General features: G+C 35.9%; 25 protein-coding genes. 17 read left to right on the forward strand and 8 right to left on the reverse strand.

The features are described 5' to 3' along the window. Positions 1–426 precede the first annotated feature (426 nt). Together JFU50_RS20540 and cdiI are read left to right on the forward strand one after the other, a co-directional pair. A complete protein-coding gene (locus tag JFU50_RS20540) occupies positions 427–2,409 on the forward strand; it encodes a PrsW family glutamic-type intramembrane protease (RefSeq protein WP_274608358.1) in 1,983 nt (660 codons plus the stop codon). Between the two features lie 22 nt (positions 2,410–2,431). Continuing rightward, entirely contained in the window at positions 2,432–2,794 is a 363-nt protein-coding gene (cdiI, locus tag JFU50_RS20545; protein WP_201223853.1) for a ribonuclease toxin immunity protein CdiI, read from the forward strand. Positions 2,795–2,836: 42 nt separating this feature from the next. Here the strand turns inward: cdiI and JFU50_RS32005 are convergent, their stop codons facing one another. Then, positions 2,837–2,926, reverse strand: coding sequence for a DUF2599 domain-containing protein (locus JFU50_RS32005; protein ID WP_201225136.1), 90 nt, complete (start codon positions 2,924–2,926; stop codon positions 2,837–2,839). Between the two features lie 429 nt (positions 2,927–3,355). Between JFU50_RS32005 and JFU50_RS20555 the strand changes: the two genes are divergently transcribed. Next, positions 3,356–3,715 (forward strand): winged helix-turn-helix transcriptional regulator, encoded by a 360-nt coding sequence (locus tag JFU50_RS20555; RefSeq protein WP_201185523.1) that lies wholly within the window; start codon positions 3,356–3,358, stop codon positions 3,713–3,715. Positions 3,716–3,787: 72 nt separating this feature from the next. Here JFU50_RS20555 and JFU50_RS20560 read toward each other — a convergent pair whose 3' ends face one another. After that, positions 3,788–4,318, reverse strand: coding sequence for an NAD(P)H-dependent oxidoreductase (locus tag JFU50_RS20560; RefSeq protein ID WP_201185521.1), 531 nt, complete (start codon positions 4,316–4,318; stop codon positions 3,788–3,790). 511 nt (positions 4,319–4,829) lie between these two features. Between JFU50_RS20560 and JFU50_RS20565 the strand changes: the two genes are divergently transcribed. Both JFU50_RS20565 and JFU50_RS20570 read left to right on the forward strand, forming a co-directional pair. Beyond that, positions 4,830–5,288: a hypothetical protein gene (locus JFU50_RS20565; protein ID WP_201223855.1), complete on the forward strand. Its 459-nt coding sequence runs from the start codon at positions 4,830–4,832 to the stop codon at positions 5,286–5,288. 102 nt (positions 5,289–5,390) lie between these two features. Further along, positions 5,391–5,831, forward strand: coding sequence for a hypothetical protein (locus JFU50_RS20570; protein WP_201223857.1), 441 nt, complete (start codon positions 5,391–5,393; stop codon positions 5,829–5,831). A gap of 311 nt (positions 5,832–6,142) precedes the next feature. Here the strand turns inward: JFU50_RS20570 and JFU50_RS20575 are convergent, their stop codons facing one another. Then, the gene (locus JFU50_RS20575; RefSeq protein WP_201223858.1) at positions 6,143–7,072 is read right to left on the reverse strand and encodes a PhzF family phenazine biosynthesis protein; all 930 of its coding nucleotides are present in this window, start codon (positions 7,070–7,072) and stop codon (positions 6,143–6,145) included. Positions 7,073–7,580: 508 nt separating this feature from the next. Next, positions 7,581–8,753 carry an MFS transporter gene (locus JFU50_RS20580; protein WP_242485511.1) on the reverse strand — a complete coding sequence of 391 codons (1,173 nt, stop codon included), beginning with the start codon at positions 8,751–8,753 and terminating at the stop codon, positions 7,581–7,583. 302 nt (positions 8,754–9,055) lie between these two features. Here JFU50_RS20580 and JFU50_RS20585 point away from each other — a divergent pair, with 302 nt between their 5' ends. The 9 genes from JFU50_RS20585 to JFU50_RS20625 all read left to right on the forward strand — a co-directional run bounded on the left by JFU50_RS20585 (position 9,056) and on the right by JFU50_RS20625 (position 17,072). Further along, the gene (locus JFU50_RS20585) at positions 9,056–9,598 is read left to right on the forward strand and encodes an ester cyclase (protein ID WP_201223860.1); all 543 of its coding nucleotides are present in this window, start codon (positions 9,056–9,058) and stop codon (positions 9,596–9,598) included. 44 nt (positions 9,599–9,642) lie between these two features. After that, positions 9,643–10,224, forward strand: a complete 582-nt coding sequence (locus tag JFU50_RS20590; RefSeq protein ID WP_201223861.1) for a TetR/AcrR family transcriptional regulator — start codon at positions 9,643–9,645, stop codon at positions 10,222–10,224. Positions 10,225–10,840: 616 nt separating this feature from the next. Next, positions 10,841–11,029 carry a hypothetical protein gene (locus JFU50_RS20595; RefSeq protein ID WP_201223862.1) on the forward strand — a complete coding sequence of 63 codons (189 nt, stop codon included), beginning with the start codon at positions 10,841–10,843 and terminating at the stop codon, positions 11,027–11,029. A 176-nt stretch (positions 11,030–11,205) separates the two neighbouring features. After that, positions 11,206–11,754 (forward strand): signal peptidase I, encoded by a 549-nt coding sequence (gene lepB / locus JFU50_RS20600; protein WP_201223864.1) that lies wholly within the window; start codon positions 11,206–11,208, stop codon positions 11,752–11,754. 740 nt (positions 11,755–12,494) lie between these two features. Beyond that, the gene (locus JFU50_RS20605) at positions 12,495–13,049 is read left to right on the forward strand and encodes a hypothetical protein (RefSeq protein ID WP_201223866.1); all 555 of its coding nucleotides are present in this window, start codon (positions 12,495–12,497) and stop codon (positions 13,047–13,049) included. A 604-nt stretch (positions 13,050–13,653) separates the two neighbouring features. Further along, entirely contained in the window at positions 13,654–14,040 is a 387-nt protein-coding gene (locus JFU50_RS20610) for a DUF192 domain-containing protein (protein WP_201223868.1), read from the forward strand. Between the two features lie 386 nt (positions 14,041–14,426). Then, positions 14,427–14,969 carry a sigma-70 family RNA polymerase sigma factor gene (locus tag JFU50_RS20615; protein ID WP_207196119.1) on the forward strand — a complete coding sequence of 181 codons (543 nt, stop codon included), beginning with the start codon at positions 14,427–14,429 and terminating at the stop codon, positions 14,967–14,969. After that, positions 14,962–16,377, forward strand: coding sequence for a DUF4179 domain-containing protein (locus JFU50_RS20620; protein ID WP_201223870.1), 1,416 nt, complete (start codon positions 14,962–14,964; stop codon positions 16,375–16,377). The genes JFU50_RS20615 and JFU50_RS20620 overlap by 8 nt, the downstream gene beginning before the upstream one ends. A 320-nt stretch (positions 16,378–16,697) precedes the next feature. Next, positions 16,698–17,072, forward strand: a complete 375-nt coding sequence (locus JFU50_RS20625) for an STAS/SEC14 domain-containing protein (protein ID WP_201223872.1) — start codon at positions 16,698–16,700, stop codon at positions 17,070–17,072. Between the two features lie 141 nt (positions 17,073–17,213). On the opposite strand, the gene JFU50_RS20630 is transcribed toward JFU50_RS20625, so the two are convergent. From JFU50_RS20630 to JFU50_RS20640, 3 genes are all read right to left on the reverse strand, one after another. Then, on the reverse strand, positions 17,214–17,315 hold the full coding sequence (locus JFU50_RS20630; RefSeq protein WP_201223874.1) for a YjcZ family sporulation protein: 102 nt from the start codon (positions 17,313–17,315) through the stop codon (positions 17,214–17,216). A 456-nt stretch (positions 17,316–17,771) separates the two neighbouring features. Further along, a complete protein-coding gene (locus tag JFU50_RS20635; RefSeq protein WP_242486046.1) occupies positions 17,772–18,257 on the reverse strand; it encodes a DUF2690 domain-containing protein in 486 nt (161 codons plus the stop codon). Positions 18,258–18,928: 671 nt separating this feature from the next. Then, positions 18,929–19,540 carry a TetR/AcrR family transcriptional regulator gene (locus JFU50_RS20640; RefSeq protein ID WP_201223876.1) on the reverse strand — a complete coding sequence of 204 codons (612 nt, stop codon included), beginning with the start codon at positions 19,538–19,540 and terminating at the stop codon, positions 18,929–18,931. Between the two features lie 227 nt (positions 19,541–19,767). Between JFU50_RS20640 and JFU50_RS20645 the strand changes: the two genes are divergently transcribed. The 3 genes from JFU50_RS20645 to JFU50_RS20655 all read left to right on the forward strand — a co-directional run bounded on the left by JFU50_RS20645 (position 19,768) and on the right by JFU50_RS20655 (position 21,753). After that, a complete protein-coding gene (locus JFU50_RS20645; RefSeq protein ID WP_201223878.1) occupies positions 19,768–20,370 on the forward strand; it encodes a hypothetical protein in 603 nt (200 codons plus the stop codon). 326 nt (positions 20,371–20,696) lie between these two features. Then, a complete protein-coding gene (locus JFU50_RS20650) occupies positions 20,697–20,963 on the forward strand; it encodes a hypothetical protein (RefSeq protein WP_242489066.1) in 267 nt (88 codons plus the stop codon). A 277-nt stretch (positions 20,964–21,240) separates the two neighbouring features. Then, complete coding sequence (locus JFU50_RS20655; RefSeq protein ID WP_201223880.1) at positions 21,241–21,753, forward strand: hypothetical protein; 513 nt, start codon at positions 21,241–21,243, stop codon at positions 21,751–21,753. Positions 21,754–22,295: 542 nt separating this feature from the next. On the opposite strand, the gene JFU50_RS20660 is transcribed toward JFU50_RS20655, so the two are convergent. Continuing rightward, complete coding sequence (locus JFU50_RS20660; protein WP_201223882.1) at positions 22,296–24,089, reverse strand: helix-turn-helix transcriptional regulator; 1,794 nt, start codon at positions 24,087–24,089, stop codon at positions 22,296–22,298. Between the last annotated feature and the right edge of the window lie 248 nt (positions 24,090–24,337).

Consider the following 24,337-nt stretch of genomic DNA (forward strand, 5'->3'; position numbering starts at 1 on the left):
TATCCGCTAAAACCCTGATGTTGTTGCCTTTAGGTTTTTTGAGTTCCTATTCTTACCATCCAATTATGTATATGTCCTTTTCTAGATATTAACATAGGAATAATGAATTAAAAATATTTGTAAAATTCGACCTATTCCAATTTTTAGTAAATTAGAGTATAGTATGAAATCGTAAGAAGCGGTTATCATCATAAATTTTATTTAAATCATGTAGGAATGAAAATAACTGCATCGGAGTGGTGCAATATGACGAGTCAGGTTGAAAAGTTTAGAGTTACTTTAAGGGAGAAGCTCGAGTCTATCTTTCACCTTTGGAATGTATGGACTCAGAACCATCCATACATTTTAAGAATCTTTACGATTTTTTCTTGGATATCGCTATGTGCCTTGGTATTAAGCTTAATTTTTATGGAAGACTCCCGAAAAATGTTCGTCCAGTTTTTGTGGTCATTTTACGTCATTTTGCAATTTTGGTTTTTATGTCGTAGTAAAACTTTAACATGGAAGAAGTACACCTATTTCTTTTTGGTGGGGGCATGGATAATCGTACCGTTGAATTCTTTTATCGTTAGTTTCATTACAGCTATTTTCGGTGGGATGGAACAAGATGTATGGAGTCAAGCATTTATAACCCCGATTGCTGAAGAAGTTTTAAAACTGATCCCCATTGGAGTTTATCTATTTTTGTCACGACGTGCATCCAGTTTAAGTTTAAGCGATTATGCCCTTATTGGTGCGGCAACGGGAGCTGGTTTTCAATTTTTGGAGGAAACCACACGTCGATTGGTTTCTGGAGGTATTTTCGATTATGGTGTGACACTATTTGGGGGGAAAGTGCTCCATTGGGATTTATTCACACTATTTCCTGGCTACTTTGAGGAGGGCTTTTTACCTGACAAAATGTCTGCTGGGCATTCGTTGCTAACCGCTATGGTAACGTTAGGAATCGGGTTAGCAGTGAGGTTTAAAAGTAAATTAAAGAGATCTTCTTATATTTTTCCTGTTATCCTTTTAGTTTGGGCCATTTTTGATCACTCAATATGGAATGCTAGTTATCGAGCTCCGGATTGGTTAACCGGAATTCATGATTTATTAGGAAGCGGCTATGCCGCAAAACCGGTGTTTTTAATGATGCTCGGTGCTGCGGTAATCATCGATTATTGGGAATTGAACCGAGTAAGAGAGAAGATTCTTCTGCTGGATGGGGAAACCATTATCAATCCTGTTTCTGAATTGTGGAATCTATTCAGAAGTGTTTTTGAGGAAAGACAGCGTTTTGGATACTTGCTACTATTTTATCGAGAACGGAGAGAACTAGGATTTACACTGTTACACGGTAAAACAGAAGCCAAGGTACTTTTATCAGGCTTAGAAGCCAATATTCAGAAGTACTACAAAGCTTTAATCGTTGTGTTTGTAGCATTATTCACATCTATGTTTCTATCTAACTGGGGAGTTACAGCCAATGGCCCCGAGGCTTGTATTGCCTGTTTATTTGATAATCTGCAAAACTGGTGGGATGGTTTATCTGCTTGGGAAAAAGGGTTGATTGTACTTGGAGCATTTGCCTTAACGTTCCCGTTATTAGGATTCTGGTCGGCAATAGGTGCTGTATCGACTGGAATCGGAATTGCTGCAGGTGGTCGGCAGACTGCAGACATCATCCGCAATCCTAAAAAATTACTTACGCCAGAAACGGCTCTTGCACTGGGAATTAGTGCACTGGTAAGTCGAATTCCGTTTGGGAAAGCCCTTGTAAAACTAGGTGACTCCGTTTCACCGAGAATAAAACCCTATCTAAAAAGGATCTTGGAATCGTTCACTGGAAAGAAAAGTAATAGTAACAAACAACACCATGACCAGAATTCCTCTGGGAAAAAAGCTCACCAGGAAGAAGATCCTCAGAATAAGAACGATAATAGTAAAGACGGTTCTAAAGAAACTAAGGAACTGAATAAAAATATTACGTTTAAACCAGGATATGAAAAACATTTAGCGCAAGTAGTAGATATTGTTAGGAAAAAAGGCAAGGGTGTAGTTGGAGGACATAATCTCAATAATTTCGAAAAGGCATTTAAAGAGAAGGGGTGGGATTTAGAGGAATGTATCATATCAAAAAGAAAGCACCCATCTATAGAGGGAGTATATGAAATAGAATATGGCTTACCTAAACTAGACATGGAGGGGAAGTTAATACCTGGAGAGCTTAAGAAAGTTTCCCATCCAAAAACAGTTTACGATCCTAACATAATATCAGACAAACAGATACTAAAATGGGGAGAAGAAGCTATGAAAAATGGGAAGATCGTTGGGAGAGAGGTAACAGGTGTTTCCCCTAACGGACTACAATTTAGAGGATTTATTAATGAATCCGGAGAAATATCAAATTTCTTCCCTACACTAGATTAATTATTAAGGAGTTGGAAGCATCGTGGAAGATAAAAAGAGAAAATTGATAAGGTACTTCTATCACCATATGGGAGACGGTAAATTTTTAAGAATCTTAAGAAGTTATGCGGATGGTGAAGGATATGGAACCGAATATGCAAGGTTTGTGTTTGCCGACTATTATGAAGAGTGGGAAGAAGATTATTTTGGTAAAGAAGGAATAGCCTATTACATTGATCGTCCTGCAGTAGAGGAAGACGAAGAAATTATTTTAGATTATCTGACATTCTATAGATATCTAAGAGAAGATTGCGTTAGTTATCTTGGAGACTATCCCCAAGATAAATCAGAAGTAGAAGAACAATTAGAAAGGATTAAAGAAAGATTTAATATACAAGAACCTTGATTAGCTTTATCCTACTACTAAAAAAGAAAGTTAGGTCAAGATTTAAAATGGAGGATTACATGCGCAACCAAGTGTTGTCGCATAACTTACATTATTTCTAGCAGGTTCTAAATTCCAAGGGTTTTTCTTTATATCTGATGGTAAAAGTTTTTATCGTACATTCTAACTAAAAAAATCCAATGGTATTATGTCGCTTGTTGAACTAACAGGTGCGTTAGTTCATTAAGGATCACTAAAAATAATCAAACTTTTTTATAAAAAATGTATAATAATTTACAAGAAAAGACTCCATTTAGATCAATCTTTTTTCAAAATGGAGTCTTTTTATTTACGCTAATATGGGGGACAGGAGGACCTTTTGATCCCTCTTTATTTCAAAGCTACAACAGATGCTTTAGCACGATAAGAGAAGATAAAAAAGTCAATTCCTAACGTGAACTGACCCCATATAGCAAAGTTTTATAGAGATCTTATTTTACATCCTTTCAATAAGATTGATAATGATCTATTGTAAAGTATGAACATTTATTTCATATACTTATCTAAAGGAGAGTGTAACTTATGCGCGAAACCTGTGTTCCGACTGGCGTGAAACTAAATGACACTGGCTTTGGATATACGTTGTCCTTAATAGGCGGTAAATATAAAATGATCATTATGTATTGGCTGTCTGAAAATAAGGTTATGCGGCATAATCAGCTGAAGCGAAGTATCGGTACCATTTCCTTTAAAACGCTAAGCATTATGTTAAAAGAGCTGGAGGCAGACGGCCTTATTATACGCAAGGAATTTCCCCAAATACCTCCAAAAGTAGAATATTCATTAACTGAACGAGGTCTTTCTCTCATTCCATTGTTAAATATGATGTGCGATTGGGGAGAGAAAAACAGTTTGCCGGCTCAGGAGGCTGTACAGCCGTAGGCGTAGCTATTTTGTTTAAATCAAAAGAAGTATCTCCTAAACAAGGAAATACTTCTTTAATAAAGCCATCTATTACAGGTTGTCAACAAAATTCAAATAATCTTGTGCGCTTTTTTCCAATTCGCTTGCAGACGACTTATTTTCTGTACCATAAAACGCAAAGAATGAACGATAATCTGCATTGCAGTATAGGAAGGTAGTTTCAAAGGGAGATAATAAATGTTCAAGTGTATAGCGATATCTTCCCTCTTTACTATAATCTTCTTTTTTAATTCCGGCAGATACAGCTAAAGCAGCTTTGCGATTCTTTAATTTATCACCTCCATTTGAACCATAAGCCCAACCATAAGCAAAAACATCGTCAAGCCATTTTTTTAGGAGAGGCGGACAATTAAACCAATAAACAGGGAACTGTAAAACAAGATTACTATGCGATTCAATTAATAACTGTTCTTTTTCCACATCAATGTTTCCGTCAGGGTAAACCTTATTCAATTCGTGTACAGTATACTTTTCCGGGTATTTCTTGAGTTCTTCTACCCATCGCTTATTTAAGACGGATGTTTCTAGACTTGGGTGTGTTACGATAACAAGAGTTTTCAAAGATTTGTCCTCCTTAAGTATAATTTATCTTAAGTATAAAGTGCACACTGCAAATATGTAAGTATGCACTTTTAGTATAGGTACTTACCTAAAGGAGAGTGTTAAATCAGGCAAAAAATATCTTGTCTATATTAAATTATGCGTGATACTATACGCCACGATATAATACGTACCAGCACTCATCAATGATGGTGTAAAGAACCGAATCGGTCAACTGAGCTGGGGGTTGTTCCAATATAAAAACACCATTTTCCTTATCCTAATAGGACCGTCACGTATATGAATTAAATTGTATAGATGATTTCATAGAGCAACCGGACACTCTCTTCTTTATTTCTCCAAGACAAGGATACATTTGTTGAAAAGATATAAAAGGATCATAGGCCAGGTCTGTTAGTTGAGATCCGGGGCTGCCATTTGGTGGTCTTTTTGCTTAATGAATTAAAGGGACAGGTTAGTGCAATAAGAATGTCGAAATCTATATAAACGCTTTTGGATGGGAGGGAAAAGAATGTTTGATAAATTTAAAAGGTACTATAAGAAAGATAAAAAAGAAGAAATTGATGATAAATATCTTTTCATTCCAAAAGATGAAATAAACGAAGGGTTAAAAAGAAATATAATCAAGCTAGAAAGGTTAGGAAACGAATTAAGTAAGGTTCTTCAAGTAGAGTATTCAAATGAATTTGAAAGACAAGGAAAATCAAATCTTAAAATATGGGTATGTAGGGATATTGATGGAGATGAAATAAACGAATTAACTTCTGATAGTTGTCTAGAATTGGAGTATCGTTCTCAAATAGCAATAGACTATGAAGGTCCAAAAAATGACGAGGATTTTTATGCGGATGCACTTCCGTTATGGAGTTACGGTTGTTGTAAAGCTTCAGGAACTTTATATGATATCTCAAAAGATGACCTAGAAACTTATATTGAAGAAACTTTAATAGAGTTACTTGAATTTAAATAGAATCCAGTTTCTTATTTCACTAAAGGAGCAGTTTAGTTGAACAAGGAACAGTAGTTTATAACGTCGAATTATTACAAAGTTTTAAAAAAAGTAGGTCGATTAATGGAAAAGGACGATAACTCTTATATATCTTTTGGTGCTGAAATGGGAGATGTAAATACAGATAAAGCAGTTGCACCGCATCTCAGAAAATTAAGGAGATTACTGGATAAGTTTTGTAATAAAATTTACTGTAAAGAAGTAGATGAATTTGCTCCAATTCTGCGAGTAGACGGAGTTTTAGGGTACTGGGAGTTTGAGGGCTGTGAAAAATTAAGACTTAGCAAAAAATATCGATATATTACAATTGATGTAGGTATGCCACGTTCAAGGTGGGAAGGTATCACTGCAATAGATATTAGAAAATATCTTATTAATCAGCTTAATAATGCACTAGAGTTCATTTTATCGCTGCTAGAATTTTTTAAGCGTATCCAGCTATTCTTTTCCTCAACCATTTTTAATATTGGGCTAGCGAGGAAAGATAGTAAAATTGTGAAGTAACATACTTAAACTAACGGGTGCGTTAGTAGTATAAGAAAGCCACCAATTTGGTGGCTTTTGTAGGTTTGGAATAAAGTTTGATTAAAAGTATCGTGAAAAGCCTTACTTAGAAACAAATAAAAACGAACCGGTTTGGAAAAATTCGAGAAAAACCTTTTATGATTTTCGGATAATAACATTTCTGTTTGTAAAAAAGTTTAATCATTTCGGTAGACGAATCTTCCATTTTCGCCTCAAAGGAAAATAAAAAAAGCGTAGATATCATCTAACCTATACCTTATCTACGCCAGTTATATCATGTTTAAATTTGCTTATACTTCGTCATGTAAATAAATTTGACCCGAACCGATGATTATTGCTGGCCCGCCAACCTTAATTTGTTGAATTGTATTTTGAGTTTTTTGAATGGTCATGTCGATATAGCTTCGGCGTCCCATTTCAAATCCTTGCTCACCGCGAATATGGTATACTCCTTCTTCTGTACTAGGTATAACACCATATTCTATTAAATAAGCACCTAATGGTCCACTTGCTCCACCTGTTGCTGGATCTTCTGCAATTCCCATGGCAGGTGCAAACATACGGCTATGTACATGCGAGGTTTTCTCAACTGTTTCTGTCGTAAAAGTAAAAATATGCTGGCGTTCTAGATTTGCGCTAAAATGCTCTTTCCAAATATCCGTGCGGAAGCGAATTTTTTCCATTGCCTCTAAAGAACAAATTGGGATAAGTAAAAATGGGACACCCGTCGAAACCGTTTGTATAGGTAGTGTTGTATCAATATCATCAGTATGGAGTGATAATAGCTGTGCGACCACTTCTGCATCCAAAAACTTTTCGCCAAACTCCGCAAGGGGCTGTTCCATTTCAATTTTTTTAATAACATCCTTCTCTTTATGTACAGTTAGTGGAATATCGCCTACTCCTTCTTCAAAAATCCATTCATTGCGACCTTCTTCTGTAGCAACGATTCCCTTTGCTGCTAATACGGTGGCTGTTCCTATTGTCGGATGCCCTGCCATTGGAAGTTCTAACTTCGGTGTGAAAATGCGCACCTTTTTCGTCTTGTGCGGTTCACTTGCTGAAAATACAAAGGCAGTCTCAGATAAATTCAATTCATTTGCAAGTACTTGCATCATTTCTGTAGTAAGACCTTCTGCATCTTCAAAAACGGCAAGTTGATTGCCTCCGAATGATTCAGTCGTAAATACATCGACCAATGTATACTCGTATTTTTTCATAAGCCTTTCTCCTTGTCTAATACTACTGTCCGAATAATAAATATCTAAATATTCAATATTCTTATTTTAACTGTAACATAAATAACAAAAAAGACACTATTTCTAGTATCGGATCTCATATTTTATTGAACCTACAGCGAGAAAACGGCCGAAATTTTTTATAAACCTCGCGAATTTATAACAGTAGCCACAACATGAAAAATACCTTATATTACTGTTGTTAAATGGAAATAAAGATGTTTAAACCAGTAAATAAAGTTGCTCGCATTTATTAATGTTGTTTAAAAACGTTAGTTATGTTATTCCATTAAAGGGCCATTTAAATGAATAAGTGTATATTGAAATAAAGCTGCACTGCTTTGAAAAAACTCTGTATATAAACGTGCATTTGTTGAACAAGAAGTAAAAGGGTGATACATATTATACATGACTAAAATGTATCACCCTTTTTTGTAACTTTGTATGATTTTAGGTCTTGAAAAACTTCAAACCAACATAAAAATCGGTATTATTTCTCTCTAATCTGCTCCGTTAGACGGTAGGTTATTACCCAATACAAAAGGGCCAAAGCGCTGACAGAGGCACCAAATAGACATACTCCGATCCATCCATAGTTTGCGTATATATTGGTTGAAACAATTGAACCCATGGCACTGCCGATGGAATAAAAAATCATGTAAGCAGCAGTAAGTCGGCTTCTCGCCTCAGGACGCACTGTGAAAATCATACTCTGATTGGTGACATGTACTGCTTGCACAGCCAGGTCAAGAAAGATAACGCCAATAACTAATGCGATCAGTGAGTGTTCGGTAAAGCTGATTAGGAACCATGATGCTAGCAATAAAACTAGGGCTATGCAGGTTGTTCGCTGCCCTAAACCTCGATCAGCCAGACCCCCAGCACGAGCAGCAGCTAATGCTCCGGCAACTCCAGCGAGACCAAACGCTCCAATAGCGGTATGTGAAAGAGAGTATGGTGGAGCACTGAGAGGTAGCACCAGCGAAGTCCACAATGTACTAAACGCGGTAAAAATCAGCAGAGCCAGTACTCCGCGGATGCGTAGGATTCGTTCTTGCATGAACAATGTGAGCACCGAACGAAGCAGCTGCGGATAGGATAGTGACTCTCTTTCGCTTTCATCACGCGGGAGTACTCGGAACAACACGCCAGTCATGATGAGCATCATCGCGGCAGAAACTAGATAGACCGAACGCCAACCGGCGAGATCGGTTAGTACACCAGCGAATGTTCGTGCGAGCAGAATGCCGATCACGACTCCGCTTTGCACCAAGCCGACTATACGTCCACGATCGGCTGGGGTAGCCAAAGTCGATGCGAACGCTACGAGCACCTGAGTCACCACGGCAAGCAGTCCGACCGCAGCTAACCCCGTGAACAGCACTGTGATGATGGGGGCGATGCCAACCACAATCAGGGACAACACGGATAAAAGCATCTGACCGACGATTAGCCGACGTCGATTCAGTAGATCACCGAGCGGTACCAGCAGTAGCAGTCCTAGCGCGTAACAAAGCTGAGTAATGGTAATGACAATGCCGATGGATGAATGGGCGATACCGAACTCGGTCGCCAGTGAGTCTAGCAACGGTTGTGCATAGTATATGTTGGCGACAGCCATCCCACAGGCTGTTGCAAACAATAGTGCCGTATAGCGAGTCATGGTTGATCCGGATACTATTTGTAACTGATCCGTTGTCGTATCATGATCTTCAACTATAATTGTTGTTTTTTCTTTAACCTTTACCATTACTTACATCCCCTTTTTGTACTTAACAGTATAATATATCGTTCGGTATAAAATAATTCCTAATAAGGATAACCAACAAAACGTTTTGATGTCAAGTAAGTTATGCAGTTATTTGAATACTCTTCTTGAAAGAATCATCACAATTTGACAATAGTACTTTAATTAAATAAAATCATAATATACCGATTGGTAATTAAAAGGAGGATTAATTTTCCATGAATCGAATTCGGCAACTTGATAAGGAAAGGACATTAGATGAATTGAATCAATTACCGGGGAATAACGGAATAACTGAAATATCTGGGGGCGATTCACCATCTCCAAAATTCCTACAAACAAACGAACAGATTATAAAAAGCTTCTTTGAAGTTGTCAGATCAGGTTGCACTCCCGAACAAGCTAAGGTTTTTATGGCTAAAGAGGTAAGAGCACATCAAGTGAATTCAGAAAGCATGGTGACAATTATAAGGTCACCTGAGAATTATGCCGATCATATAAGAGAAATGATAGATTCATGGGGGAAATTTAAAATAGAAATTCAAGAATTAATTTCTCAAAATCAAAAAGTTCATGTCAGATGGAAGCAGACAGGAATGCATATTGGAGAGTATGAGGATTATCTGCCTACAAATAAAGAGGTTATTGAAATAGGTAGTGCCGTATACCGATTAGAGGATCGAAAAATAGTGGAATACTGGATTCAAGTGGACAGATTCGGAATCATTGAGCAAATAAAAAAGAATCAAGAACAAGATTAATTATCTAGTGAAGAAATTTTGTTTTTTGAAATGAGGGATTTATTATGGTTCGACAACGTGAATTTGATGAGGAAAAAGCGTTGGATGATGCTATGTGGCTTTTTTGGGAAAAGGGGTACAAGGCTACTTCGCTAAGCGATTTGACTGCCAAAATGGGGATACAACGACCAAGCTTATACTCAGCTTTTGGAGACAAAGAGGAATTGTTTGAAGCTGCATTACGCAAATATACCAAGCTACATGCTTCCCATGTTCGAACAAAACTTCAAAACAATCTATCTGTAAAGGAAGCATTTCACACATTTTTTGAAGATTTGGTGGAAGAGGAATATAAAGAAAGTACGAACAAGGGATGTTTTTGCATTAATACAATGGTGGAACTTGCCCCTCACGATGAAAAATTTGAAATCCTTACAAGGGAGCATCAGATGTATCTTTCGATCATATTTCAAGAAACGATTGTCCGAGGTATTCGCTCAGGTGAGCTCGAAAGCAGCCTTAATGCTAAAGTTTTAGCACAGACACTAGTCGTTTCATTAATCGGACTTACTGTGTTAATGAAATCTCGTCCAGAGCGTTCATTTGTAGATAATTCTGTAGCGATGATATTATCATTATTAAAATAAATTTATCAATATTCCAGTTTTATCAATCATGTCAGTCTCCGTGAATAAAGGGGGTTTGTATAAAGCCCAATCTATAAAATCAATTGCGACTGTAATTCTAATTTTTATTAATCAAGTTACGGCAAGTTTTTTTAATAAAAGAATGATTCATTGATTATATTAAAAGCGTATTTTGATCAATCTTTTTTCAAAACACGCTTTTTCTTTTTGTTCGTTTATCAAGGTTATTAGTATCAATTTGATCAAACTTTATTTAAAGCAACAATGCCATTGAGTTTTCACCTGATATTTTTGCAATTAGTTAGCGGCAATACTAACTAATATTAGTAAAGTATTCTTCAATTAAAGGGCGCAATTGGTGAATAATTCCCAATTTCTCATTTATATCACTGAGAGATTGGGATTTTTTAATACTGGAATATCTTTAACGTTATAAATCCGCGGTTTGCTGGCGGTACCCCATTAAGAAGGATTGCTTTTTCTTATGCAACTATAGGGGCAGGATAGTTCAATAAGATAACCCCAATAATCAGCAAAGACTGGATGGTGATTATTTGTTACAATCCCCTAAATAGAGACGCTTGACTACTAAATAGCAGTTGTAAGAGGTGTATTCATGAGTACTTCAAGTCTTATATTCTTAGCAATTTATTGGGTTGGAATAATTATTTGGTCACTAAAAAATAAGGAAAAGGCTAAAAAAGAATTACTTCAAATAAAAAACAATTGGAAGACAGGAGTAATAGTATTTTTACTTGTTTTTTCCCCATTTTTAATTGTGGCTCTTATGGCATTTGTACTGTAATTTATTGTACCTTATTAATCTAACAGTGTTTTACTTCAATAACAGGTGGTTGCTCTTTTACTATGGACTAACGGGGCAGGTTAGTTGTATAAGAACGGTGAACCAAATTTTGTTAATATTCCTTGATGTAGGATAGAATTAATATATTAAAACAAGATAATATTAGGAGGGAAACCATGAAAGAAAGTACAAAAAAAGAAATTTATTCTTGGGTAAAATCAATTGCCTTTGCTTTCATCATCGCTTTTATTTGTAGACAATTTCTTTTTACACCTACAACTGTATTGGGAGCATCAATGTCACCTACCTTTCAAGACCAAGATAGAGTAGTAGTAAGTAAAACGACTGAAATTCAACGATCTGATGTGATTGTATTCGATGCACCAGATATTGATGATAAAGACTATATTAAGAGGGTAATAGGTCTTCCAGGAGATAGTATTGATATGAAAGATGATGTGCTCTATATTAATGGAAAAGCCGTAGAAGAACCGTATTTAATTGCAAATAAAGAAGATAATCCATTTAATAAACTGACAGAGGACTTTTCATTGCAAGAAAAAACTGGAGAATCCAAAGTACCTAAAAACATGTTATTTGTGATGGGGGATAATCGTTTAAATAGTAAGGATAGCAGGATTTTCGGATTTATTTCCTACGACTCGATTGTTGGAGAAGTGAAATTTCGATTTTATCCATTACAAGAAATCGGCATACCTAAATAATAGTACAAGTAGAAGAAATGATAATTCCAATAAAGTGGTGATTTAGCACAAAAAGCATCATCAAAATCATCAAATTTTTTAAAAATCGCTATAGCAATTTGTAAGTAATGAATCTATTTTGTTCAATCTTTTTTTCAAAATGGATTCTTTTTATTTATCGTTAAATTTGGTTTTGCGAGGTATTTTTGATCAAACTTTATTCCAATGCTACAGCTTTCTTCAATTAAGGAGGATTGCCAAGGTAATCTTTTCTTAATGAACTAACGGGTGCATTAGCTGAAAATCGGAGTCGCCTTAGGGAAGCTTTTTCTTTATGCAACTAACGGGGCAGGTTAGTTGCATAAGAACTGGTATAATTTAGAGAAAAGTAGAGTGTAGAGGTGAATTATGGCTTTCCTTATATTAGCAATCTTATTAATATTTTTATTTGACTTCACAAAAATGAGAAATCAAAATCAAACAATAATTAAACAGAATGAAAGGGTTATCTTTCTGTTGGAAGAGATTAAAAATAAAAAAGCGTAGTTCTTAACCTAACAGGTGCAATAAGGGAGTTGCTTTGGCACATCTTTGTCTTATGGCACTAACGGGGCAGTTAAGTTCAATAAAAAAATATTGTATAGAAATATCCATGAATTTAAATTTAGAGGACTCGCCAATGAAAAATATATTGAAATTGATAGCTGTCTATGTTTAGATAACATTAGTAAATATTCCCTTTTGTTAGTGAGGGTTTCCTAATGTTAATTTTATTGCGACTACTCGTTTTCGGAATAACAGGTTGTTTAGTATACTGTGGTGTTTACTATGGAACACCTCTGTTAATTAAAAAAGGAGTCCCATTAATTTATGCTTTTTGGTTTTTTCTATGGTTTCCTGTAATGAGTTTATTTCCATTATCATTGATATTGTATCATTTAGAGGGAAATGTTTGGACATGGAAAAATATATTGGAAAGGTTTTGTTTTAATCCTTTAACAGAAAACGATTGGTATTGGGTTGTGGGTGCAATTTTTTTTACAATAATCTTCGACCAATTTCTTGAACCTTTAGGTAAGTTTTTTGCAAAGTTTCCAATACTAGCCCCACCAAGTTATCTTCCAGCTCCATTTAATCCGTTAAAAAGAATGGAATTACCTCCATCAGAATTTTTTGGTGTTTCGCTTTATGGAAATTGGAAAATGATTATTTTATTTATTCCTTTGCATCTTTTTGCTATGTTTAGTGAGGAACTAATGTGGAGAGGTTTTTTCTTCCTATCCAGCAAGAAATTTTCGGTGATTGGGCTTGGGTAATAAACGGGTTTCTTTGGGCATGGGTCGTCCATGCTTGTCTGAAGTGGCATTTTATTAATATGCTTCCCAGTATGCTTATTGCCCCATGGATTGCTCAATTTACTAACTCAACATGGGCTTCTTTTGCAGTTCATTCTATTGGAAACAGTTTAATTTGGATTTTGTTATTAGTAGGAATCATAAAAAATATGAATAAACCTCAAAATATAAAATCAATTTAATTATCGTTTAGTTATGAGTTTGTGAAAAAATACACTTAAACTAATGGGAGCTTTAGTTCAATAACAGGGGTTGTCTTGCGGCGTACTTTTTCTTATGGCACTAACGGGGCAGTTTAGTTGAACAAATCTTTTTATATATTGTTGCTGTGATTATTGAAAACAAAGTATTAAATTTAAAACCATAGAATAAGTATTAGAAGTGAAAAGGAGCTTGCCTAGTTATTTTTTTATTCTTGTTTTCGTTTTATCTCCAACTTTCTTCCTTTTTATTATTAGGGGAAAAGACGTTTTTTCGAAAAAAGGAAATTTCAATCTCATGAACTTCTTTTAAAAAGACATCAAATTTCTTTCCTGCTTATAATTATACTCGAAGGTGAGTGAACATGAAAAATAGAATAAAAGTAAAAATGATAAAAATACTCAGTGGAAACAGGGAAACTAGATTAACTGTTCAAGTTGCAGATACTCAAAGAAAAAGAGAAAAGGGCCTAATGTTTGTTGGAGAATTACCCGAAAATGAGGGGATGTTATTTGTGTTTTCAGAAAAAATATATGGTGGATTTTGGATGAAAAACACATTAATTCCTTTATCTATTGCTTTTCTTGATTCAGATGGGGAAATTCTAAAAATACTTGATATGGAGCCTTGTAAAGAGGATAAATGTCCTACCTATGATCCAGAACTTTCTTATCATTATGCAATTGAAGTGAATCTTGGATGGTTTGAAAAGAATCAAATCAAAGAAGGGGATTATGTAAAGTTTGATTGAATTCATCTCACCTCTAGTTCTTAGAGGTGAGATGATTGTTTAATGGATATTTATGTTAATATTACTGAAAAGATTGTGAAGAAATGTACTTAAACTAACGGGTGCTTTACTTCAATAAGGAAGGTTGCTGAGGCGACCTTTTTCTTATGGTACTAACGGGGCAGGTTAGTTCAATAAGAAGTGCTTTTATATGATGTCGTAGCACACACTAAAAGAATTGTAAAGATTTCAAGAAAAATAGAAAGCGGAAACCAAAAATGGTTTCCGTTTATTTATTTTGAACTTAGGATTTTAATTGCATGATATGCTTTTCTTGGAAAATACTTAAACTTTTTGAAACTTTCTTGTTTATAGATTCCACTAATTAGTAAAGGGGGTCAAATAAGATGGAAATAGAAAGCCACCGGCTAGTTAAAAAAGCAATCAAAGGTAATAAAAGCGCCTTTGAAAAGTTAGTTCAACAACATTATGAAAGAATCTACCGTACTGCCTATCTTTATGTACATAACGAAGAAGATGCGTTGGATGTTGTCCAAGAAGCAACCTATCAGGCCTTTACATCTATCCATTCGTTAAAAAATCCGGAGTATTTTATGACCTGGCTCACCAGGATTGTCATACGATGTTCGGGACATGTCCTAAAGAGAAAAAGCAATGTTGTTCCTTTGAGTGATGAGATATTGTCAAACCTGCCGGGTCAGGTAAATCCAAACATTGAAGAATCAATACTGCTGCTTAATGCAATTCAGCAGCTGAGAGAGAATTACCGTACTGTTATTATTCTATTTTACTATTACGATTACTCGATAAAAACGATTAGCAGTGTCATGGGAATTCCAGAGAATACCGTAAAAACTTATTTAAGCAGAGGGAAAGCGGAGTTAAAAAAGTCCTATAAAAATGAGGAGGAGGACAAATGCCATGGATAACAAGGAACTCAAAGAAGCAATAGAACAAATAGCTGTACCGAAAGAAAAAGTATTTAGTGCCATTTCCAAAGGGATAAACAAGGAAGGCAATAGGGGAAGGGCAAAGAAAAAAAAGGTTCTTGCAGGTGTGGCGACTGCTGCTGCTCTTCTTGGAATCACCGTTGCCTCAGGATTTGTTAATCCTACAATGAATAGAGTATTAGCTAATACCCCTTTAATAGGCGGGATTTTTCAAGAATTTAATGATTCAACAGGCGTGGAATTAGCTAACCAGGATGCAGTTACAGAATTAAACCAATCAATTACAAAAAATGGGGTAACTGTAAAACTGACCAGCGCTTACTTTGATGGCAATGTAGTATCAATTACAGGATTTGTAGATGAAGATGTTGAAAAGGGGCATAACGAAAAAGGAGAAGTAAGCTTTGATGTAAACTTTGAACACAATAAAGGGGATCATGACCCTTGGCTAAATGGAAAGTCAAATGACATTAAGAAAGTGGAAAATGGATATAACTTTCAATGGAAAATGGTATATCCTTATAAATCATTTAAGGAGAATTCTACTCTTCCCATAACGATTCATAATATCAACGGGATAAAAGGTGAATGGAATTTTGATATTCCAATTCAACAAGAAAAAAATCGTACATTTGCTATTAATCAAGAGCAAGGATACCCGGACGATGAGGTCAAAATCCGTATTAAAGAGATTCTTACCGCAAAAGCGTCATCTTCGCTTGTTTATGAGACCGTGGAGAAATACAAGGGTGATGACATTATTATATTAAAAGCTGTTGATGATAAAGGAAATGTGTATAGGTTTGGAAACCAAACAGTTCTCGAGGATTCTGAACAAGAAGATGGATATCATAGTACCGTTCGGACAGAGATGACCAAGCTGAATTCTACTATTACTTCCCTTACTTTTTATCCGCAGATAAATGTCGCAGATCCAAAAGTACAACAGCTTTTGAATATTAAATCTTTCACCTTAAAAAGCACACGGTTCAATTTAGGCCTGCAGGTAAATGATGTTACTCAAAAAGGTGGGAAATTGGTAATAGATTATCAACTTACAGGGCTTCCGAAGAATTTGAGTAAAGGTAAACTTGAAATAATTAACCATAATTTGAAATACCTTTTCTGGTTGGTTGATAAGGAATATTTAACTAAGATCGACCCGGAAAATCCATGGCCTCCTAAAAACCACGGTATTCCCTTTAATAAAGTAAAAATGATTGATAAGGCAACAGCGCACTTCCAATCTACTTTTAACTTAAACGGAGAAGAAAGGATTGAGAATTTTAAGCTGGAAAATGCAATGTTGCTATTTGATTTTTCAAGCTTTGTCCCAGCTAAGGAATTAAAACCATTTACTGTTGTACTTCCAGTGGGGAATGAATAAACAATTAAAGTAGCTCATTTTAGGGACCATATAGTTGACGAGTGGAATTCTACTAGTGCATTGAATAATTAGTAATATCGGGGCGATGACTTATGTAAGTCACCGTCTTTTTTTTATTAGTTAGAAGTTTGTGAAATATTGTACTTAAACTATAGGGTGCGTTAGCTGAAGATCGGAGTTGTCTTTAAGGCGACTTTTTCTTTATGCAACTATCGGGCAGTTTAGTTCAACAAGCGTAGTGTCTTCGAACTGTGCAACATTAAAATTTATTCTCCCTTCCATTATTTAGTTTATAATAATAGTAAGGAGTTGTTTTTTTATTGAATGTTAAAAATATAAGTACATCCATTTCTGAAGATATTATTATTACTAATTTGACAGGTTACATAACCCTTGCTGATGTAAACACATGGTTTAATTCATTTGAGAAAACGTGCTATTCATTTATTAGACAAGGAAAAAAGTATAAGTTGTTAGTTAATCGTAAAGGTTATACTCCAGAACATTTTTCTGTACAAAAATTGTGGAAAGACAAATTGTTCTCTAATAATATATTAGAGAACACTATTGCAGTCGCTTTTTTATTAGAAGAAGGGGATATTCTAATTCACCTTGAACAGTCTAATACTAAAGACAACGCAATGTTCTCAAGTAACTATGACCAATTAATTGACTGGCTTACTAAATATAAATAATGGATTTCTACTCCTAAGTTGCTGAAAGGTAACTTTTTTTATTTCACAGTTTGTGTCAACTCAACAATATGTTATAGAACTAACGGGGCAGATTAGTTGAAGAAACCGACCAATAAAGGTCGGCTATTTTTCATACTATTTTTAGCAGCCACCAACAAAGCTGGCTCCAACAATGATTAAGAGTATAAACAAAACGACTATAAAGGCGAAACCTCCACCAAATCCAAAACCGCCATCTGACATACAGAAACATCTCCTTAGTTGTTTTTAAGGAGGAACTTATTGTGGGTTATATCACCTTATGCTCTAATTAGGAAAATGACACAATAGTCTCCATCTCTGCTCATAGGATAAAGTGTCGGAGGTACCTCTTATTGAGCTAACGGGTGCGTTAGTTCATTAAGAAGAAGAAAAAAAAGTCGATTCCTTAACGTCTTTTACAAACTTTTTTATTGTTACTTCTTTAAAATAGACTCTGTTAAACAATGCTTTTGATTTTTCTTCTTCAACTAACGAAAAAACGATAGTTCACATAATCACCCTTATAGGCATGAAAAAAGGATCTTCGGCTGGAAGATCCTTTTAGCTGTTTGTTTAATTAAAGCGGCCGATTATGCAACAAAACAAAATATATATGGATTATCAGAGTTATAATTTCTAAATCTCATTTTGCTGAAGGACGCAAAATTTCTTCGCAGATTAGTACCAACCAGTCGTTCCACTGGCTATACCCCAATTGATATACCCTCTAGCATAAGCTTTATACCCAGCACCATTATACACTTGAGCGGTATAACAGGAGGTTTGACCTTTCATTATCACCCCGTTACCACCACCATCAGCACAATTATATCTCTTTCTGTAAGTACCACTACTAGTGTAACTAAACACCGTTGCATTCGCATAGTAAGCACCGTTATCGTACGGAGCGGCACGATAAAGCGTTATTTTACCCCAAGATGTTCGACACTTCGCACTCCATTTTAGCTCCACTATTCCATAAAAATTATCGTCTCTGTCAACAATACCACTACGGGATTTGGTAACTGCATCTTTTGAACAACCTGTTGAAACAGGGTTTGAACCATCATAAGATAGGGCAAATGCTTTATTTATTGGTGTAATTGCAAAAAAGAGACCAACGACAAGAGTAGCTATCATCACAATATTCAATAGTTTTTTCATTATAACACCTCTCCTTTTTTCTAAACTTTACCATGTGAAAATTTGCGAGTACCAACTAGTCGGTACTTATGTAATTATTATATGATGGTAATATATTACAGGCGATATAAATATACAAAATTATCTAAAAATATGATTGTTAGAAATAATCAAAAGACATTTTTTAAATAATTTGAACAAGATCTTAAAGTATTAAAAGAAAAAGGTAAAACAAAAAAGCCTTTTCCAAGGCTTTAGGGATGATGAACTACTTTGCGGTCTATGACAGGAACCCTGGCACTGCCCCATATAAGAAGAAGGAAGCTTAATCGTTTTCATCTGCAAACGTTTGTAAATAGAAAACGAAATTTCACGAACGCTCTATATAGTATAATTCAATATAAAAACAAATCGTTCGCAAACGTTTACTTTTACGAACCTACAGCTTTCATAATTAGATAAATAAAGATGAAATAGAAAAAGCTCTAGTGGTTAATCTAGGGCTTTTTATTGATCATCTAGCAAACCCTTGCTACATCATGGTTGTATAAAATCCTGAATAAACGATAAAAAACGACTAAGAACCAAACCCCTGATACACATGGGTTTGGCTTTTTTAGTCTGCAAAATTGATTTTATGTAAACTAAAATTGTATAGAGTATTCAAAAACCATCATTCAGACATAATACTCTTATTCATCTTTTTTATTAGGTTTTTGTATTTGAAGCAATTCAACAAAAACATTTAACATGTCCTGTATTTGAATTCGATTATCAACAAAATGTTGCAGATTAAATCCATTAAAAAGAGCCATGCTAGCCGTCGCTAAAATTCTAGCATCCAATGAACTTCCGACAATACCTTCGTCCTTCATTTTCTGAAATAAATGTGTAAGGAATGACCTCCATTCCTCCATCTGGAGAATAAGCTTTTCTTTTATCTGAGGTAATTCATTCGAAACCATACATCCTTGGAGAAGCATAGGAGAAGACCCCTTTTCATAAGCCTCATTCACTAAACGCATAGAATATTCTTTAAATGTATTTAGTAAATCACAATCTTTTTGAGTAAGAGCTTCCTTTAAATCCTCAAAATAGAAATCAATACCTTCTTTTATCAACCTCAGTAAGAACTCCTCTTTGGTGGAAAAATGAGCATAGAAAGCACCTTTAGAGTAACCAGCATGTTTTACAATTTGATCAATGCTTGTACTAGAATAGCCTTGCTTAGAAAACAATTCAATTCCTGATCGCATTAATTTGTTGATGGTTTCTTCTGATTGTTTTTGATGATGATTTAACATAAAAAACCCCCTTTTAAAAAACTGAATATTTCATTAATAGTAACACATTACTAATCATATAATAAATTGATTAATACCGACTAGTTGGTATTAAAAAAATAACACGTATAAAGGAGTTGGTTGTTAATGACATTAACTAGTCAGATTAATTATTTCGAACCTTAAAAGAAAAAATGAATTCGACTATATTTAACTGGTGTGTAATTTATAAATAGGGAGTGGTTGAAGTGAAAACGATTTACAGTCTCATGTTTACGGTTGCTGTTACCTTTTTAGCGATGTTCTCCTTTTCTAATGTATCTTTTGCGGCCGGGGAAAGTCAGTACGATTTAATTGATGGGAAACAGGTATCGACAAATGCAACTGATCCCAATGTCAAACATATTTACTATACAGGGGACGAACAGGGGAATGAAGTTCGTTTAGGGTTTACAACACAGCAAAAAGTAGATGATTATATCAAAAATGAAAAGAAAGTAGAGAAAGAATCGAGTGTATCCAGTAACTTTGAAACTTTGGGATCTGGTACTTGTTGTACTGATTTTTATACGGGTGCAAATAAATCTGGATCGGTCCATGCTCTCAGGGTAGGATATATTATCGGTAGTATTACTACTGAGTGGGCAAGATCTTGGGATGACGCTATATCCTCAATCAGTACAGCTAGTCAAGGATCAACTACCTTGTATCAACATGAGTATAGAAGTGGAGGCTATATTAGGTTTAACAACGCTTACTACTGGGGAAAAACAATAAACTTATCAAACTACAAATTTAGTAATGGTGTTTCGGCAAATAATAATGCATCTTCCCTGTACGTTTTAAAATGACTTTATTGTTGTTTATTTTGATAAAAATGGGTATAGGATAGAGAAAATTAAACAACTATTATTTCAACACCACACCATTTTAAAACAGTGTTATCTGTGTTTAACAAAAGGATCTTCAATTAGAGGATCCTTTTTCATTACCTATAAGCGTGATTATATTAACGAGTATTTATTTAATATGATAGTAAAATTTTCAAGACTAATTTTACTGCACATAATAATAGTGGGGTGAAAAGAATTGAAGATTAATCAAATGAAATGGGCTGGTTATGCGGCATGTATCTGGTCACATCCACATTTATTGGGCATTGGGAGAAACGACATTAATGCCTGGAGTTTGGAAAGTTGAGGCAAAGTGGGCAGCAGTAAACTGGGGAGCATCTGTAGTGTTGTTAGCATCAGCAATATTTGCACTATTACTGGTTCATCCTTGGGGACAAAAGATCCCAAGATATTTAATGCTTGCTATGGGCTGGTTTGCTTGCATATTGCCAATCACGAATGCTGTCTATGGATATATTACTAAGGGGCTTTTTCTAGCTGGTGTTATTCCTTTAGAATTTTTTGATTTCTCTGCATGGGCAAAGCACTAGGTCTTACGGTTCTGCAGTATCAAAGAAGATCTCGTATAACGAGTGAAGAAGTTAATAAATCCATATTTATAGACAACTAAGTGAGTAATGGTATTTACAAAACAAATTTTTTGTTAAATATGCAGGGAAAACAATAGGCTTTTTTGTTAATAATCGGGCGCTTATCCGAAATAAGGGTAAGCGTCTTCCTTGTAGAAAAAAAGATTGAGTTAGATTGCTTATTTTGAAATAATTGGTATTAAGTAATCGGGCAGTTTTCTTGAATAAGGAGGACTTGATGAAGAAGAAGGTTGAAAAGAAACTATATAACTTAATGTTTGGTGAATTTTCAGCGTTAATAATGTTTGCTTTTATTTGGGTTATATATCTCTATATATTGGATAAATTTGATCATTATTTAACTTCTATGCAAAATATTTATGCATTTATTTTGCTCGAATTTATTCTTTTACAGGGTAGTATCTATTGGTACTTAAAATGGAGAAAGGTCAAGGATAACAAAAGTTACAATTTATCCGATAGCCAATTATATATTTTCCTGTGGTTAAGAAGAATCAATGTCTTTTTATTATGTTTAGGATTTATTATATTCTTGAAAAATACTAATTACTCTCCAATTAATTTTAACGGGTTTTATTTGTTTTTGTATTGCTTTGCATTAATAGAATACATTAACTATTATCATCTTCGCCTTTCCTATCAAACTCCACAAGAGATAAAAGAATTTTTACGACAAAAAGGATTAAGGCGTTCCATTTTAGCAAGAGAACTGAGTAATATAGGTAAATGAAAAATTCTATATAATGGGGCGATTTTTGAAAAGCTATCTAATATGCTTATTTCAAGCAAGTTATTCCAGAAAAGGGCGCGATTCTTTAATAAGAATCGCTTTTCTTAATGAACTAACGGGTGCTTTAGCTGAAGATCGGAGCTGTCTTTAAGGCAGCTTTTTCTTTATGCAACTATCGGGGCAGGATAGTTGAAGAGTGCTGTTTGATCTTTATTCAACAATTGGGCCATTTAATGGAGTAACACTTCTTATGAGATGGATATTTAAATTGTATGGTGAAGAAATGTAATTAAACAACTGGAGCTGAATAAGAAACGTGTTAAAAATAAAAAAACATACAAGGCGCTTATAAATTTAACTAGTGTGTTGATCCAAGGAGGATTAATGCGCTTTTTTGTTGAAAAACAGTTTAAATTTCTATAATGGTTCAAACTACTATTATATGACTTTAACTTGTTTAGATTGCATGATAAACGATTTGAATATTACGGGGAAGAAGCATTTGAAAAAAACAAGAGAAAAATCGGAAAGTTCTCCAGCGCCTACACTATATTCTCCGTTCGCGCCATTTCTATTGCTTCTTCGCGGTTGTTGACGTCGAGCTTCGAGTAGAGATTCGAGCAGTAATTTCGGATCGTTCCCTCCGATAAAAATAGCTTGGCGGCGATCGACTTGTAGCGCAACCCGTTTGACAGATGCTCCAGAATCTCCATCTCGCGTTTCGTAAGCCCGTACGGGTAGTTTTCCTTACTTGAGCCGATCTTCTCCAACTGCTCGCGTTGACGCCTCATCTCTTCGAAAACACGCGTAGCGACCGATTGGTCGATCCAGGTTCCTCCGTTATAAATAAGTTTCAAGGCTTCCTTCATCTCCCGCGGATGAATCGACTTCAGCATGTAGCCTTCCGCCCCGCGCTCCAATGCAGTTGCTGCCTGCAAGGTATCCTCAAACGTTGACATGAGCACAATCTTCATATCAGGCCATCGTTGTTTCATCTCAAGTAAAGCTTCAAGCCCGTCCATTTCCTGCATGCGAATATCCATTAGCACGATATCCGGCTGCGACCGCTCACAATGTTCTAATGCTTCGCACCCGTCCCCCGCCTTACCAACGACGGTAAAATCAGCATGCTGATCCAAAAGTTGCTCCAAACTGTCGGTAATGATCGCCTGGTCATCAACGATCAGCAGGCGGATCGTGTCATGTACTGGCTCTGTCTGCAACAGAATATTACATATGACGAAAGTTCCTTGCCCAGACCCGGAATGAACGGACAGCGTGCCGTGAAATAGTTCAAGCCGTTCCTTCACCCCATTGAGCCCGAATCCGAATTGGATTTCTTCCATTCCGATGCCGTTATCTTCGATCTGTAACCGGAGCTGCTGACTATCGAAATGCAGTTGAACGGATATCACGCTCGCCTGGCCGTGCCGAACCGCGTTGGTTAGAGACTCTTGAAGGCAGCGATACAGACAAAATTTTATTTTTTGCATAACGAGAGTCTCATTGCCGATCACACGAAATTTGACCGTTATACCTGTCGACTTCATAAACTTTTCGGTTAATTGCCGCAGCGATTCACTTAACGAATGGCTTAACGGAGTATGAGAAAGCTGGTGCAGATGCTTTCGGATATCATCCAGACTGTGCTGGGCAATACCGACAAGCGAATCGATCCTCTCGATCTGCGAATCCGGCACGGACGATCGTAGCGATTCGACGCCAACGATGAGCGAGGTAAGCGCATGGCCAATCGTGTCATGCAGCTCATGTGAAAGCCGGCTGCGCTCCTCTATCAGTGTAAGCTCCTCAATCCGCTTAATATGCTGCTCCAGCAACAGCTTCTGCTCTTGAATAATTCGGGCTTGCTTATGGGACTGAATTAATATATTAAACGCGATGCCGATGGCAAAACCAAGGCTGCAGCTAACGATAAACTCATACGGGAGACGATCAGCGATCCAACCGTTCAATGCAGGGAATACGATTCCACAGAGGACACCTGTCCACATATAGGTTTTTCGACTGCTCTCCAACCCGATAATCATCACGAGTAAAACGAAAGACCAAAGCAATCCCGGCGCTGCGTAGGCTAAATAAAGATGAAAAAAGCCCGCTGCCGTGACATCGACTGCAAGATACCGGTCTTCTTTCCTATAGCGGACGATTAATGGAACGAGGTAAACGACAAAAGCAAGAGAAAGAACAATCCAAAGCGACGCATCGATTAATGACGGATTGATAAAATCAGCGCTTGTGATTATGACCAGCCAAAGCGTTCGTATGGCCACAAATATCCAATCATACCAGAACCATTTTTTCATTATGGAGAACACGGATTATGAACACCTACTTGTATTTTTTTTCAAACCAATTGCCGAATGATTCAGAGCTATCATGCACCATAACTTCCCGATCCGTCAAGCGAAAGAGGGGGGGGATGGTTAGAATTTAGCTTAGAAAGTACGTCATATATGACAGTTGACAGTTTGTCATGCGTTATAAGTGACAGGTCCAAATAAGATGTCATCAAAAGCTTCGCGGTTTTATCACTGTTCGATTTTACAATTACGGAGGTAAGATG

It is taken from the genome of Peribacillus sp. TH14, assembly GCF_016651145.1.
In the GTDB taxonomy this organism is placed as follows: Bacteria; Bacillota; Bacilli; order Bacillales; family DSM-1321; genus Peribacillus; species Peribacillus butanolivorans.